Origin of the sequence: Pilimelia columellifera subsp. columellifera (assembly GCF_039532605.1) — a bacterium.
GTDB classification, from domain to species: domain Bacteria; phylum Actinomycetota; class Actinomycetes; order Mycobacteriales; family Micromonosporaceae; genus Pilimelia; species Pilimelia columellifera.
This window is the reverse complement of the sequence record NZ_BAAARY010000012.1, coordinates 53,690-68,260: the sequence shown is the minus strand read 5'-3', so window position 1 is coordinate 68,260 and position 14,571 is coordinate 53,690. Positions and strand designations below refer to the sequence as shown.

Below are 14,571 nucleotides of genomic sequence, written 5' to 3'. Positions count from 1 at the left end.
TCTCAGTCCGGACAGTTGACCGGTGCGTCGGGGGCGCCCGCCTCGTCGGGGCGGAAACCCCAGCGGCGAAGAATCGCCGCCAACTCGCCGGCCCGGCGCAGCTCAGTGGCCTTCGCCGCGTACGCTGCGGCGAAGTCGTCGTGGTCCGGGTTGAATGCCATGGCGCCACGTTCCTGCTGCCGGACCCCGTCGACGACCGCCCAGAAGCTCGCGGTGGCCTCCAGCGCGCCAGGCCGGGCCTGAGAGACCAGCATCCGCGTCGAGAGGCTGGTCAGCCCGAACGCCGCGATGTCCCCGGAGATCACCGCGGTGACCAGCTCCTCCTGTTCCAGGAACGGCAGGATGTGCGAGGCGCGCACCCCGGCGGCCGCCGCGTAGCCGGCCTCCACCGCGCCGCCGAGCACCCCGAGCCGGGCCCCCGGCGCCGCCGCCACGGACCGGTAGTCGGTGAGGCGCAGGGGGTTGCCGACGGCCACACCGAGGGCCTGCGGAAGGCTGAAGTCAGGCCCGACGAACGTCACCTGGCGACAACGGTCGTCGGTGATGGACATCCCGGCCGCGATGAGGTCCGCCCGGTCGTCCAGCAGCGTGTCGATGAGGCGGGCGAAGTTGGTGGACACCGGTTCCACCCGGGCGACACCGAGCCGCGTCAGCACCGCGGCGGCGATCTGCGGCATCGCGCCGGTGGGTCGCCCGGCGGCGTCGACGAAGCCGAACGGCTCCTCGTTGGCCAGGGCGAGCCGGGCCACTCCCCGGGCGCGCAGCGCGCCGAGCCGGGAGCCTGGCCGCGCGTCCCGAGTGCAGCCGGCGGGCGCGACGGCCGCCACGAACATCCCGGCCGCTCCGCCAAGCAGGCGCCGCCGCGTCGCCGTCCACCCGACGGCGCCTGCTTTGCGGCCGTGGTCAGTCGCCATCGGCGAACGCCTCCGCGATCTGTCTGGCCAGCTCGTCAGCGCGAAACGGCTTGGTCAGGAGCATGGTGCCCGGGGGCAGTCGCCCGTCGTCGGACACCAGTCCTTCGGTGTAGCCGGACATGTACACCACGGGGAGCCCGGCCCGTTCGGCGGTCAGCGCGCTGGCCAGTTCCGGGCCGCTGATGCCGGGAAGCCTGACGTCGGAGAGCAGCAGGTCGACGTGGTCCGGGCCCTCGGCGTACAGGCGCTGCGCCTCCTCGCCGGACGCCGCCGCCAGCACCCGGTAACCCTGCCGTCGCAGGATCCGCTGCACCAGCCGCCGCACCTGGTCCTCGTCCTCGACGAGCAGGACGGTGCGACCGGCGGCGGCCTCGGCCTGGCCCGCGGCGGCGCTTCCGTCCGGCGACTCGACCGCCTCCTCGGCCGGCGGATCCACCAGCGGAAGGCGGATCGTGAAGGTGGTCCCCTGGCCGGGCGCGCTGGTCACCTCGATCGTGCCGCCGGCGCCGCTGACGATCGCGTACACAGTGGCCAGGCCCAGTCCGGTGCCGTGACCCTGTTTGGTGGTGAAGAAGGGCTCGAAGACGCGTTGCCTCGTCGCGTCGTCCATCCCGGCGCCGGTGTCGGCGACGCTCAGGACGACCAGCGGTCCTTCGACCGTCACGGTCACGGTCACCGCGCCGCCTGGCGCGCAAGCGTCCCGGGCGTTGGTCACCAGGTTGACGACCACCTGTTCGAGGCCGGTGGGATCGATGGCGACGGCCGGGACGGGCGGTTCGGCGGGAGTGTGGACGCGGAACGCGATGCCGGGCCCCGCGATCTGCGTGAGCAGGCCGGCGAGCGATCGGATCGCGGCTGCGGCGTCGACCGCGCGGACCGCGACGACATGCTGTCGGCCCACGGTGAGGATCTGGCTCACCAGCGCGGCGGCGCGTTCAGTCGCGTATCGGCACTCGTCGAGCATGGACCGGTCGTCGTCGTTGAGGCCCTCGCCGGACAGGACGAGGTCGAGGTACCCGCCGATCGGGGTGAGCAGGTTGTTGAAGTCGTGGGCGATCCGGCCAGCGAGCAGACCGAGCGCCTCCATCCGCTGGGCCTCGGTCAACCGTTCCTCCAACCGGTGGCGCTCGCTCTCGTCGACCAGCACCAGGAGCCGTCCCATCCCGGCCAGCGTCTCCGTGCAGTACGCGACCACCCACCGGGCGCCGTGCGGGGTCTCGATGACCAGGGGCGTGCCATTGAGATCGCTGGCCAGTTCCAACGACGATCGCCCGCCGGTGGGGCCACGAACGTCGACGCTGAGCTGGCGCCCGACCGCGCTGCCGGGCTCGTGGCCGAGCAGCGCGCCGGCGGCGGCGTTCTCGTTGGCCACCCGGCCGTCCCGGGCCACCTCGATGATCGCCACTGGGGACGCGTCGAGCAGCCGGTCGCGCCGGGCCTCGCTCTCGCTGAGCCGGATGGCCATGGTGACGGCGTCGCGACGCGCGCGGGCCTGCGCCAGCAGGGTCAGGACCACCACGACCGCCGCGGCGGCGCCGACGGCGAGCAACAGCCATGGCAGCACCCGTTCACGGGTGGCCAGGACCGGGTGTTCGGGTGAATAGGCGAGTTGCCAACGCCGGCCCAGCGCCGGCATGTCCGTGGACCTGACCGGCTTCCGGTCGGCGAGCGCGGCGGCGGCGATCGGGGCCTGCTGGTCGCCGACGACATCGGCGATGCTGATGTCGCCCATGACGGATGAGTGCTCGGCGACGGCGTCAAGGAATCGCTGCCCGCTGATCTGGACGCCGATCCAGCCGCCGTTTCCGATCGCCGCGAACGCGAACATGATCGTCGATCCGGTCTGTTCGCTGGTCGCTGGGGCGCTGAGCGCGACTCCGTTGGATTGGGTGGCGACGTCGAGGGCGGCAGCGATGTGGGGCACCCGGGTCAGGTCTGTGCCCGGTGGATATTCCGCCACCGCGATCGGGGCGGCCCGCCGGACGATGCCGGTCTGGTCGACCACGGTGAGGGCCACCGCGCCGGGATACCGCCGGGGCAGCTCAAGCAGGGCGACCTGGCGTTCGAACTGCTCAGGGGTGACATTGCGGTTGGCGAGGAGGGCGGCGCCGGCACGCAGCAGGTCGGTGTGACGCAGCAGCTCGCCGCCGATGACGGTGCGCGCCTGCTCCAGGGCTCCGGCGGTGCGGGCGTTAGCCTCGCGGCTGAGGGTGGCGCTGGACCAGATCCAGACGACGACCAGAGCCAGCACCGTCAATGCGGCCGCCGCCCAGGGCAGGTTGCCCACCAGACGGCCGCTCCGGAGCAGTTGGCCTGGCCGCAATCGACTCTCCGTTTGCCGGCAATATAACTATATGTTTCTATTATATGGACATAATGCTACTCGCCTACCCGACCGCTCCGCTCCTGGTCAGCGGCGACGGCGCCGACCCGCGAATCCCCTCAGACCGACGAAGACCGCGCCGGCGACCGCCGACGCCACGCCCAGCACAGCCACCACGACACCCGACATGCCTCCCTCGCCGACACTGGCAGCCGGCCGGGTCGCCACCTGCGGGGTCGGCGCCGGCGGTCCAACCGGAGCCCGCTCCCCCGCGGACGCCGCCGGGACCGCGACATCGTCTCCCGTCGCGCCCGGGCGGGGCGTCGCGGCGAAGACCACGTCGGAGCAGGAGTAGTACGTGTCCGGCGTGCTGGAGTTCTGCCAGATCGTGTAGATGAGGTGGCGGCCCGTCCGCTGCGGCATACGCCCGGCGAACGTGTAGGCCCCGTTGGCCAGCGGCGGGTCCACAGCCGTCAGGAACGGCTCACGCCCCAGGTCCGCCCAACGCAGCGGCCTGGTTGGGTCGTAGCCGTCATTGGTCAGGTACAGGCGGAAGGTTCCCTGGTGCGGGATGGTCGTGCGGTAACGGACCCGGAGGTCGGACGCCGGGCGTAGCTGCGTCGCCGGCCAGTCGTCGCGGGCCAGGTCCAACCCGCGGTAGCGGCCGATGCCGGCGCTGCACAGCCGCCCGTCCGGGATCAGCTCCCGGTCACGGCCGGCCACGTCGGCGATTCGGAGGTTGTCCCAGTCCGCGATCTCACCGGCGTCCCGCGCCGCCCGACACGCGGCCAGCCGCGCGGCGTCGCCGCCTTCCGGCCCGCACGCGTAGCCGCGGCTCGCCGGCCGCTGGACCGCGCCGTGCCCGAAAGCCGCCGTCGCGGGGACGACGCCGACCAGGACCATCGCTGCCACCGCCGCGCCCAGTCGCCACGTCCCCATGCCGAACCTCCCAGATCCGTACGAACCCGGATTCTGGTACGGCCGTGCCGTCCCAGCGGTTCAACCCGCCGGGACGGCACGGCCGGTCGCGACGCCGTGGACGCCGGCTAAAGCCCCGCGGGCAGCTGGCCGCCGAGTTCGATGACGGCTCTCCTGACGTCGTCCCGGAAGGAGCTGACCCGGGTGTAGCAGCCAGGGCGCCTGAGCCGGGCGCAGCCGACCCCGTTGCGTTGTCGGCGCAGAGCGCATCGTCAACCTTCGGCAGGTCGATCTAGGCATCCGACGGCGGGACAGCCAGCCGGTCGGGGGCTGACCCCGTTCAGGAGAACGGGCATCGGTTCAATCCGCGCGGTTGATTCTCACCATCCTTCTCCGGCATCACTGACCCATCCACCAATATCAGTCGATGTGCTGGGCCACTAGCGTGGGACCGGTAGAGATGTGCGAGGGGAGCGAGTGGTCATGAATCTTCGATCCGTAAGCCTCGCTGGCGTCCTCGGCGTCGTGGCCGGAGCCCTCGTCGGGATCGTCCCGCAGTTTCCCGCGGCGGCAGCCGCGCCGGCGGTGGCGCAGGTCGATGTCGGCACGCCCGCGAACATCCGGGCCGGGACGACGATGCGCGTACGAGCGGTGGCCCGCCACCAGGCCCTCGACTTTAGCAACTGTCAACGGGTCCGTTGGCAGTTCACGATGGCCGTCCCGGAGCAGCGCCTCAACCTCGACGACATCACGGTCGTCCGGACCGAGAACGGCACGCTCGTCCCGATGCGCCAGTCCCAGACGTCTGGCGCGGTGCGTCTGACCGACCAGCGCGTCGACGACGGCCAGCTCTGTCGCGGACGAAACGTCACCGCGGTGTACACCGTGCGGGTTCCGGCTGCCCGGACCACCGGCACCGTCTCGGTCAGTGTGGAGGCCCTCGATCTGACCGGGCAGAAGCTCGGCGCGGGGAGCACGAACATCAACGTCATCGCCGCCGGCGAAGCGCCGCGACCCACGAAGCCCGCCCCCAGCCCGAACACCGCGGACGACGATGCCGGCGCGGGAGCGGGCGCGGGCGACCCCATCGACGCCAACATCGGTGACGGACGGCTGGCGTCGGGCAATCTTCCCGACTCGATCCCGGTGGCCTGGCTCGCCGTCGGCGTCCTCACCATGATCTTCAGCGCCGGGTGGCTCATCACCCTCTACCGCCGCGCCAGATAAGGGTCCGGGGTTTGATGCCGCCGGGCGTGGTCGGCATCGGATGGGAGCCGTAAGGCTCGGCGACGCCAGCGCGCGCCTAGGCGTCGGTCAGGTCGTCGGGGTCCGTCCTGACCGGCAGCGTGATCACGAAGGTGGAGCCCAGGCCGATGCCGTCGCTCTGCGCCCGGACCGTGCCGCCGTGCCGCTCGATGATCCGGCGCACCGTGGTGAGACCGATCCCGGTGCCCGGGAACTGGGCCACCGTGTGGACCCGCTGGAACGGTCGGAAGATCCGCTCAGCATTCGCGGGCGGGAAGCCCGCGCCGTTGTCGCGAACGAAGTAGGTCACCACGTCGTCAGCCCGCTCACAGTAGATGTCGATCCGGGCGTGCTCGACCCGACCGGTGAACTTCCACGAGTTGCCGACGATGTTGGCCAGCATCACCCGGAGCAGCCCTCGGTCGCCGCGCACGCTCATGCCGTCGGCGATGGTGACGGTGACCTCGCGGTCCGGATCCCGGCGCCGCAGCTCATCGACGACGTCGCGGGCCAGCGCCGAGATGTCGGCCCGGTCGTAGCGCAACTCGGCGCGGCTGGCCTGGGACAGCAGCAACAGGCTGTCGACCAGTTCGGTCATCCGGTCGACAGCGGTCTCGATCCGGTGGATCCGCTGCTGCCCGCGCTTCCCGAGCACGCCGATGTCGTCCTCGATCATCTCCTCGGCGAGCGCCTTGATGACCGTCATCGGGGTGCGGAGATCGTGGGCGACCGAGCCGGCGAACGCGTCCAGCTCCTCGTTGCGCCACTGTAGCTCCTCGACCAGCTCCGCACGGGCCGCCGCGAGCTTCTTCGCCGCCCGCGCCTCCGCCGCCTCCGCCTCGCCGCGAAGCAGCTCCTCGCGGATGCGGCGGGCCCGGTCCTGCGTCTGTTTGCGACGGATCTGGCTCCGCACGTTCGCCTTCAAGATGGGCAGCCCGTCCGATCGGGCGATGTAGTGGTCGGCGCCAGCGGCCAGCGAATCGATGAGGGCGGTCGGCTCGGCGCCGGGCCCGAGCACCACGATCGGGACGGTCGACAGGCCCGGCAGCTGACGGATCTCGACGGCGAGATCGGCGAGATCCCCGTGCAACGTGTTCAGTCCGAGCAGGACACAGTCGACCGGTTGGGCGGCGAGCAGTGTCAGGGCGTCAGCCGCCCGCCTGGCGAGGACGATTTCGTGGCCTTCGGCGCGCAGCGCGGCGCCCGCCTCGCGCAGGTACTCTTCGTCGCTGTCCACCATGAGTAGCGTCGTCGGGCCGTGCACACTGCCGGCCGCGGTGATCGGCAGGGCCTCCGTCCGGCTGCGCGCCGCCGTCGCCAGCCTGGCCAGCAGCACCGACAGGTCCTCGTGCTTACGCACGAACGCGTCCGCTCCGGCCTCCAGCGTCCGCAGCTCCGAGGCGTCGTCATCGGAGCCGGTGAGCAGCAGGCACGGGATGTCCCGCAGCGCCGCGTCCAGGCGGATCTGGCGAATAACCGTCGGTCCGTCGATGTCGGGCATCATCCCGTCCACGACGATCGCGTTGGGTCGGCGGCCCGCCGCCAGCCGCAGACCCTCCTCGCCGCCGGCGGCGGTTACCACCGCGTAGCCCTCGCCCTCAAGCGAAGCGCGAAGATGCTCCCGATAGGTAAGACTGTCGTCGATGACGAGGACGGTGGGGCGGTCGGCGCCGGTCGCCGAGCGTGACCGCAGCAGCTGGTGGGCGCGGGCCACGACCGAGGCGGCGTCGTAGGGTTTGCCGACGTAGTCGTCGGCGCCGGTCTGAAGCCCGCGCAGCCGGTCGGCCACCTCAGCCTCCGTGGACAGCAGCAGCACGATCGTGTCCTCGTGGGCTGGGTCGGCCCGGATCTGCGCCAGCAGCTCCACGCCGTCGGCGTCGGGCAGCCGCACATCGAGGACCACCAGATCCCAGGCGCTCTTCGCCAGGGCCGCCTGTGCCTGCGCTCCGCTGTCACACAGGGTGGGGCTCAACCCGCTGTCCCGGAAGGCCCGATCGAGGTCCATCCGCACGGTGAGGCTGTCGTCGACGATCAGGACTCTCGTCGCCATGGCTTCCCCGTCGCCTCGGCGCCCGTCAGCGCAGCCAGCCGTTCGCTGATGCCAGCCGGTGACAGCCGGTGTTCGGCGGCGTCGAGCTCAACGGCCGCCCGGGGCATTCCATACACCACGCAGGTCTCCTCGCTCTGGGCGAACGTCGGCGCTCCGGCGCGTCGGAGCGCGAGGAGGCCGCCGGCCCCGTCGCGTCCCATGCCGGTGAGCAGGCAGCCGGCCGCCCGGTCCCCGTAGTCGGCGGTGACGCTCTCGAACAGGACATCCACCGATGGCCGGCAGTAGTGGCGGGGCGGCTCGGCGGTGAGTCGCAGCAGTCCGCCGCGGACGACCAGGTGCCGGTCCGGCGGCGCCATCACCACCTGACCGGCCAGTCTGGACACCGCCTCCCCGCCCTGGGCGTAGCTGACCGGGCGGCTGCCCCGGCCGGCCAGCCAGTCCGAGAACGCCACAACGAACTGGTCGTTGGCGATGTGCTGCACCAGCAGGATCGGCGGCCCGAACCCGGCGGGCAGCGCCCGCAGCAGCTCGGCCACCGCGCCGGGTCCACCGGTCGAGGCGCCCACCGCCACGACGTCGATGGAGCGTCGCCGGGCGGGGGGCGACGTCAGCGGCGACTGCTGTGGCGTCCTGTCCGGGCTCCGCCGGCGCCGGGTGACGACCGGCACCCGGGCCAGCAACCTCACCGCCGCGCACAACCGCTCGCCCCACCCCTGGTCGGAGGCGTCGCCGTGGGGTTTGTCCATGACCTCCATCGCGCCGGCGGCGAGCGCGTCGTAGGTGGTGAAGACCTCGCTGCGCTCCCCCGCGGAGACAACCAGGATCGGGGTCGGCGTCTCCGACATGATCCGCTCGGTGGCGGCGAGGCCGCTGATGCCGGGCAGGACGACGTCCATGGTGACCACGTCCGGTCGTAGCCGCCGGCACAGTTCGACGGCCTCGATGCCGTCGGCCGCCTCGCCGACGACGGTGATGGCCGCGTCGGCGGACAACGCCTCGTGCAGCCGGCGCCGCACCGTGAGGGAGTCCTCCACGATGAGGACCCGGACCGTGGCCGTGTTCATGCGCCGACCAGGGTGCGGATGCGGTCGAGCAGCTCGTCCTGGTCGAACTCGCCCTTGGCGACGTGACCGCTGGCGCCAGCCTCGGCGCCACGCCGCCGGTCCTCGGCCGTGTCGCGGGAACTCACCATGATCACAGGGATGTCGCGGAGGTCCGGGTCGGCGCGGGTCCGCTCCAGGAAGGTGAACCCGTCGATGCCAGGCATGTCAATGTCGACGAGGAACAGGGCGTACCGGGTCTCGGCGGCCTTCGCCAGCCCCTCCTCGCCGGATGCCGCCACGTCGACCCGGTAGCCGGCAGCCTCGAGGATGCTGCGTTCCAACATCCGGGTGGTCAGCGAGTCGTCGACGACAAGGATCGGGTTGCGGATGGCGGCGGCGCCGGGCGACTCCCGGGCGCCCCGGGGCGCCCGGCGGGCCGCCCCCGCGATCAACGCCGCTGGCGCCAGCACGATCCGCGGGGCCCCGTCGGCGTCGAGGGTCACGCTGTCCACGACCGGGTCGGCCGGGGCCAGTTCGGGCAACGGCCGGGAGACCAGAGTGGAGATGCCCAACAGCTCATGGGCGCCGACCGCGCCGGACTCCCCGTCTGCCGTCACGATGACAGCCACCGTGTTTCCCACCTCGACCGTGCCGTCGCCGCCGCCGAGCAGCCCCGTCAGCGGCACGAACGGCGCCAGGCTGCTCCCGTACGCCAGGGCGCCTTCGGCGACCGCGTGCGCCGACTGGTCCGGGCCGAGCCGCAGGCAGGTTCGCACCGCGTCGAGCGGGATGGTCGCGGTGACCTCACCGGCGCGGACCACCAGCCCCTGCATCGACACCACCGTCAGCGGCGCCACGAACTCGACCGTGGTGCCCTCGCCGGGATCGGTGCTGACCCGCACCTCGCCCCCGAGCTGCTCGGCGATATCCCGCAGCACGTCCAGTCCGATGCCCCGGCCAGCCGCCGAGCTGACCTCCCGGGCGGTGCTGATGCCGCCGCGCATCAACAACCGCATCAGCTCCGGCAAATCGCGGGCGTCATCGCCGGTGGCGCTGCGCCAACCGGTGGCGGCCGCGGCGGTCCGCAGTGCGGCCAGGTCGAAGCCCTGGCCGTCGTCCCGGCATCTGAAGGCGCCGTGACGCCCGCGCCGCAGCGCCTCCACGATCACCCGGCCGGCGGGCGGCTTGCCGGCCGCCACCCGGTCAGCCGACGGCTCGATGCCGTGTACGACGGCGTTGCGCACCACATGCAGCATCGCGTTGCCGATCAGCGTCAACACGTGCGGGTCGATCCGCAGGTCGCCGCCGCTGGCCTCGAAGGTCACCTGCTTGTCGGCGACGTCCGCGGCGTCGCGCACCGCGCGGCGCAGGGCCCCGAAGATGCTGCTGGCCGGGGCCAGACGCAGCCGCTCGGCACGGCGCCGAACCTCGTCGAGCTCCCGCTGGACGTAGCTCACCGAGTCGGTGAGCGAGCGCGCCAGAGCGGTCAGCTCGCCGGCCAGCCGCCCGGCCGTGCCATGGCCGGCGTCGGTCCGGCGGTCACCAGGCTCGTCGCCGACCAGGGCGCGGGCGCGCAGCCGGTCGGCCAGCAGCTCGGCAGAGCGTCTGGCCCGCTCCACCGACTCGACCTGCCGCCGCAGCGGCGCGAGCTGGGCGTGCGCCTCGCCGACGACGTCGAGCAGTTCGTCGACGTCCCGGGCGTCGGCCCGGACGGCGGGCAGAACAGATCCGGCCGGCGGACCGGGCGCGACAGCCACCTCGACCGGCGCGCCCGCGCGCCTGGCCGGGGCGGCGGCCTCATGGGCGGTCGTCGGCGCGCCGTCGGGCGCCGGGGGCAGCTGCCCGACGGAGATGCTCAGGTCGTCGCTGATCGCCAGCAGGCGGCTGACCGTCGTGGTCGGCACCGGCTCGTCATCGGCCCGCCGGTGCCCGACGAGCAGCGATTCCAGCTCGTGCGCATGGTCGGCCAGGTCGGGCTGCCGGACCACCCGGGCGGCGCCCTTGAGAGTGTGCGCGGCCCGCAATAACCGAGCCACCGCCTCCCGGTCCCCTCGGGCCCGTTCCAGGTCGAGCACGCCCTGGGTGAGCTGTTCCACCAGTTCACGCGCCTCGATCCGGAAGTACCGGAGCGGATCGTCGACCACCTACGACCCCGCCTTCGCCGTGACCAACCGCATGAGGTCGCGCCCCAGGACGGCAAGCTCCGCGGCGGTCTGCCGGGTCTCGGTGGCGCTCGCCTCGGTCTCCCGGGTCACCCGCGCGGTGTCGGCGACCGCGATGTTGGTCTGCTCGACGGCGGTGCTCTGCTGCCGGGTCGACAGCTCGATCTCACGGGCGGCGTCGGTGGTCGTGGCGACCTGATGTGAGATCCGTTCGAACGCCTCGGTCACCTCGTCGAACCGTTGGGCGCCGGAGTCCACCGCTTTGGCGCCGGTCTCAGTGGCCATCACCGTGGTGTTCACCGCGCCGCGCACGTCGTCGACGAGGGCCTGGATCTCCTTGGCCGAGCTGGACGTCCGGTCGGCGAGCTTACGGATCTCGTCGGCGACGACGCCGAACCGGCGCCCCCACTCGCCAGCGCCGCTGGCCTCGATCGTGGCGTTGATGGCGAGGATGTTCGTCTGCTCGGCCAGCTCGGCGACCAACTCGACGATGCCGCCGATCTGCTGCGACTTCTCCCCCAGCGACAGCATGTGCTGGACGATGAGGTCCACCTGCCGGCGGATCGCCGCGATCGACACCCGGGTCTGCTCGATGGTGGCGTCGCCGGTGCGCGCGGCCTCCGCCGTCTGCTCGGCGGTCCGCGACACCCGCTGTGCGGTGTCGACGATCTGCCGGGAGGTGATCGACAGCTCGTTGGTCGTCGTCGTTATCTCGTTCATGGCGGTGGCCTGGTCCCGGGCGCCGTTGGCCTGCTGCGCCGCCACCGCCTCCAGCTCGGCCGAGGAACTCTGGATGTGGCCGACCACCCCGCCGATCTGGTGGCCCAGCATCCGGGCAAGCAGCCAGGCCATCAGCACCCCGAGCACGGTCACCACCATGGCCACCCCGAGCACCACCGCGACCGCCCGGTTGGCCTGCGCGGTGGCGACGTCGCGTTCCCGCATGAGCTGGGTGGTGAGGCTCTCGTTGAGGGCGTTCACCTGCTGGTCGAGGTTGACGCGTTGAGGCAGCACCGTCCGTTCGAAATTGGCGCCGACGGTCGCCAGCGGCGCGCCCGCCCGACGTTGCGCCACCACCCGGCCGAGGGCCACCCGGTAGCTGGCGTGGGCCTCCTCGACGTCACCGAGCAGGACCTGCGACTCGGGGCCGGCGTTCGGATTGGCCCGCAGCTGCTGGACGAGCTCTTCGAAGGCCGCGGTCGCGCGTTCGGCCTTGGCCAGGACCTGTTCGTTGCCGGTGAGCAGGTAACCCCGGGTGTCCGCCGCCTGCTCGCCCGCGGACGCCAGGAGCTGCTCGGACTGCAACCGGACCTGCATCCCATTGTTGATCACCTGATCCTTGCCCGACCTGACCGAGTTCACCGCGATGATGGCCACCGCGGCCATGATCAGAGTCAGCACGACCATCGCGCCGAACCCGGCAGCGAGGCGTTGCCCGAAGGTCCAATGTCGTCGCGTCATCCCACTTCGCCTTCCTTCGGGTGTGCCGCCATGACGTGGATCGTGTCCCGAACCGCCGCCAGGTCGACGACGCTCAACTGTTGGTCCGGCAGCGTCGCCAGCCCGCTGAGACAGCCGCGCCGTTCGCTGCCCGGGGCCAAGAACACCAGCGCCTCCGCCGGCAGGCGCAGGTGCCCGTCGAGCGCGTCGAAGCCGACCGCGAGCGCCGGAGCGCCGAGCACCAGCGCCAGCCAGCGCGGATCGGCGCGGGGCTGGCGTCCGAGCAGCGCCGCCAGCGAGTAGACCGGGACGATGACGCCGCGGAAGGTGGCCACGCCGCACAGGGCGGTGACCGGCCCGGGCAGCGGGGTGACGGCCCGATCGGCGAACAGGCCGGCGGTCTCGTTGAGCCGCAGGGCGTATGGATGGTCGGCGGCCCGGATCGCCAGCAGGTGTTCGGTGGCCCCGCCGGGCGGGCGCGGCGGATCGACGAACGACCGGTCGAACGATTCCCGCAGATCCGTCAGCCGCTCGGCCAGGCCACGGGTCTGGGCGTTCATCGGCGGGCTCCGGACGCGTCGAGCTCGGCGCGGCACAGCGAGCGCAGCGCCTGGCGCCCGAAGCCGCCGCCGAACAGCAGGATCCGTTGCTCGCGTTCGGACGCGAGGAGCGCGATCGCGCGTTCCAGGTCCAGGCGCATCGCCTGCGGGTCGCCGCGACGGCGGGCCAACACTCCCATCCGGAGCCACGGCATGGCGAAGTCCGGGTCCAGGGTGGCGGCCAGCCGGTACCGCTCGGCGGCGCCGGCCGGGTCGTCGTCCTCGGCGCACATGGCCAGCAGATGGTGGGCGTCGGCGTCGGCGCGGTGCGAGCCGAGGAGCGCCCGGCAGGCTGCCTCCGCGGCGGGACGGTCCTCGGTCTGGGCGAGCAGGAACGCCCGCAGCAACGCCGGCGTCAGTCCGTCGGGGCCGGCCCCGGTCAGCTCCGCGACCCGGCCGAGGGCCTCAGCGAATCGCTCCTGACGGACCAGCTCCAGCACCTCCCGCCAGCGCGCCGGCTGGCTGGCCTCGATGTCGGGGCCGGGTTGGACGGCGCCACTCGCCGCCGGTCGGGCGCCGGGAACCGCCGCCGGCACCGCATGCCACAGCCCTGGTGGCCCGGGCGGGTCGACAGCGCCTGCCGACGGCGGCGCGGTGTCCGGCGGGCGTTGGTAGTAGAACGCGTCGTCGCTGTGCCGCACCCGCAGCCCGCTGGGCCGGCCGCCCAGCGAGTCGGTGTGGCCGAGGAACAGGAACCCGCCGGGGGCCAACGCGCGCGTCATCCGGGCGACGACCCCCTCGGCCGCCTCGGGCCTCAGGTACATGAGCACGTTGCGGCAGAAGATCACGTCGTACGCGCCGCGCCGCCACACCACCGGCTCGTCCTCGGTGATGTTGTGGTGCTGGAACACCACATGTTGCCGCACCGCCTCCGCGACCTGGAAATCGTGGCCGTACGGCTGGAACCACCGCTGTCGCGCCGCGGGGGGCGTCTCGCGCAGCGACCAGGCCGAGTACGTGGCCGCCACCGCCCTACGCAGCATCGCGGAGTGGATGTCGACGCCCAGCACCCGCACCTGCCACGACGGGTCGGGCACGGCCTCCAGCGCCAGCATCGCCAGCGTGTACGCCTCCTCGCCGGACGCGCAGCCGACCGACAGCAGCCGCAGCTGCCGCTCGGCGGCCCGGGCGCGGACGCGCGCCGGCAGCGCGGCGCCGGCCAAGGCGCGCAGCTGCTCGGTGTGTCGGAAGAAGTAGGTCTCGTTGATCGTCAACTCTTCGGCCAGGGCCGCCAACTCGTCCCGGTCCAGGCGCGTGCTGAGCCGTGTGAGGTACTCGGACCTGGTCAGGCCGCGGTGCTCGGATCTCCGCCGCAGCACCTCGGCGAGCTGGTCGTGGCTACGGGCCGGGAAGGTGAGGCCGAGCAGGTCGGCGAGGACCTCGCGGAACTGGGCCAGCTCGGCCGGGTCAGCCCGGGTCGCCATGGCTGTCCCAATCCGCCGGCAGCGCCGCCCACACCTCGTCGGGGACAAGGTTGGCGAGCGTGAGAAGCAGGACCGGCTCGTCGCCCCGGACGTCGATCGCCGCCACCGACGACACCAACCGCGCATCGCCGCGGCCGCTGGTCACCTCACCCACCCCGAGCACCGGGCCTGTGGTTAGCGCCACCGGACCGCGCTCGCCACGGACCACGAGGAACCGGCTCGGCTCGGCGTGCCGATCGGTGACCAGGACAGCCACGTCCACCACCGGTGTGGGCCGGCCGCGGACCACGCCGACGCCGAGCAGATGCGGCGGTAGCCCGGCGAGCGGGCGCACGGGAAGCGGCCGCATGGTCTCCACCACGTCCTCCATCGGGACCCCGCAGAGCAGGGCGCCAGCCCGGAAGAGCAGCGACGACCGACGCGCGGTCGGTTTACCGATCACGGACACGAGCG

11 protein-coding genes are annotated in these 14,571 nt (G+C 72.6%); 1 reads left to right on the top strand and 10 read right to left on the bottom strand.

Features of this window, described 5'->3' with window-relative positions; translation table 11 throughout:
• Window positions 1-2: 2 nt before the first annotated feature.
• The 3 genes from ABD287_RS13360 to ABD287_RS13350 form a co-directional block, all read right to left on the bottom strand.
• Window positions 3-914: a transporter substrate-binding domain-containing protein gene (locus ABD287_RS13360; RefSeq protein WP_344172840.1), complete on the bottom strand. Its 912-nt coding sequence runs from the start codon at window positions 912-914 to the stop codon at window positions 3-5.
• Complete coding sequence (locus tag ABD287_RS13355; RefSeq protein WP_344172838.1) at window positions 904-3,201, bottom strand: hybrid sensor histidine kinase/response regulator; 2,298 nt, start codon at window positions 3,199-3,201, stop codon at window positions 904-906. Before ABD287_RS13355 ends, ABD287_RS13360 begins: the two co-directional genes overlap by 11 nt.
• A 123-nt stretch (window positions 3,202-3,324) precedes the next feature.
• On the bottom strand, window positions 3,325-4,176 hold the full coding sequence (locus ABD287_RS13350; protein ID WP_344172836.1) for a lytic polysaccharide monooxygenase auxiliary activity family 9 protein: 852 nt from the start codon (window positions 4,174-4,176) through the stop codon (window positions 3,325-3,327).
• A gap of 462 nt (window positions 4,177-4,638) precedes the next feature.
• Between ABD287_RS13350 and ABD287_RS13345 the strand changes: the two genes are divergently transcribed.
• Entirely contained in the window at window positions 4,639-5,382 is a 744-nt protein-coding gene (locus ABD287_RS13345; protein WP_344172834.1) for a hypothetical protein, read from the top strand.
• 76 nt (window positions 5,383-5,458) lie between these two features.
• Here ABD287_RS13345 and ABD287_RS13340 read toward each other — a convergent pair whose 3' ends face one another.
• From ABD287_RS13340 to ABD287_RS13310, 7 genes are read right to left on the bottom strand one after another with little or no spacing between them, the layout of a single operon-like run.
• Window positions 5,459-7,450: a response regulator gene (locus tag ABD287_RS13340; protein WP_344172832.1), complete on the bottom strand. Its 1,992-nt coding sequence runs from the start codon at window positions 7,448-7,450 to the stop codon at window positions 5,459-5,461.
• Entirely contained in the window at window positions 7,432-8,514 is a 1,083-nt protein-coding gene (gene cheB, locus ABD287_RS13335; protein WP_344172829.1) for a chemotaxis-specific protein-glutamate methyltransferase CheB, read from the bottom strand. Before cheB ends, ABD287_RS13340 begins: the two co-directional genes overlap by 19 nt.
• The gene (locus ABD287_RS13330) at window positions 8,511-10,637 is read right to left on the bottom strand and encodes a hybrid sensor histidine kinase/response regulator (protein WP_344172827.1); all 2,127 of its coding nucleotides are present in this window, start codon (window positions 10,635-10,637) and stop codon (window positions 8,511-8,513) included. The genes cheB and ABD287_RS13330 overlap by 4 nt, the downstream gene beginning before the upstream one ends.
• Window positions 10,638-12,116 carry a methyl-accepting chemotaxis protein gene (locus ABD287_RS13325; protein ID WP_344172825.1) on the bottom strand — a complete coding sequence of 493 codons (1,479 nt, stop codon included), beginning with the start codon at window positions 12,114-12,116 and terminating at the stop codon, window positions 10,638-10,640. It abuts the gene before it with no gap.
• A complete protein-coding gene (locus tag ABD287_RS13320) occupies window positions 12,113-12,655 on the bottom strand; it encodes a chemotaxis protein CheW (protein WP_344172823.1) in 543 nt (180 codons plus the stop codon). The genes ABD287_RS13325 and ABD287_RS13320 overlap by 4 nt, the downstream gene beginning before the upstream one ends.
• Window positions 12,652-14,118 (bottom strand): CheR family methyltransferase, encoded by a 1,467-nt coding sequence (locus ABD287_RS13315; RefSeq protein ID WP_344172821.1) that lies wholly within the window; start codon window positions 14,116-14,118, stop codon window positions 12,652-12,654. The genes ABD287_RS13320 and ABD287_RS13315 overlap by 4 nt, the downstream gene beginning before the upstream one ends.
• A complete protein-coding gene (locus ABD287_RS13310; protein WP_344172819.1) occupies window positions 14,102-14,566 on the bottom strand; it encodes a chemotaxis protein CheW in 465 nt (154 codons plus the stop codon). The genes ABD287_RS13315 and ABD287_RS13310 overlap by 17 nt, the downstream gene beginning before the upstream one ends.
• Window positions 14,567-14,571 lie beyond the last annotated feature (5 nt).

Bases quoted from the DNA above. Each gene is read 5' to 3' on its own strand.
- ABD287_RS13360 (WP_344172840.1), bottom strand. From the start codon at position 914: ATGGCGACTGACCACGGCCGCAAAGCAGGCGCCGTCGGGTGGACGGCG.
- ABD287_RS13350 (WP_344172836.1), bottom strand. From the start codon at position 4,176: ATGGGGACGTGGCGACTGGGCGCGGCGGTGGCAGCGATGGTCCTGGTC.
- ABD287_RS13345 (WP_344172834.1), top strand. From the start codon at position 4,639: ATGAATCTTCGATCCGTAAGCCTCGCTGGCGTCCTCGGCGTCGTGGCC.
- ABD287_RS13340 (WP_344172832.1), bottom strand. From the start codon at position 7,450: ATGGCGACGAGAGTCCTGATCGTCGACGACAGCCTCACCGTGCGGATG.
- cheB (WP_344172829.1), bottom strand. From the start codon at position 8,514: ATGAACACGGCCACGGTCCGGGTCCTCATCGTGGAGGACTCCCTCACG.
- ABD287_RS13325 (WP_344172825.1), bottom strand. From the start codon at position 12,116: ATGACGCGACGACATTGGACCTTCGGGCAACGCCTCGCTGCCGGGTTC.
- ABD287_RS13320 (WP_344172823.1), bottom strand. From the start codon at position 12,655: ATGAACGCCCAGACCCGTGGCCTGGCCGAGCGGCTGACGGATCTGCGG.
- ABD287_RS13315 (WP_344172821.1), bottom strand. From the start codon at position 14,118: ATGGCGACCCGGGCTGACCCGGCCGAGCTGGCCCAGTTCCGCGAGGTC.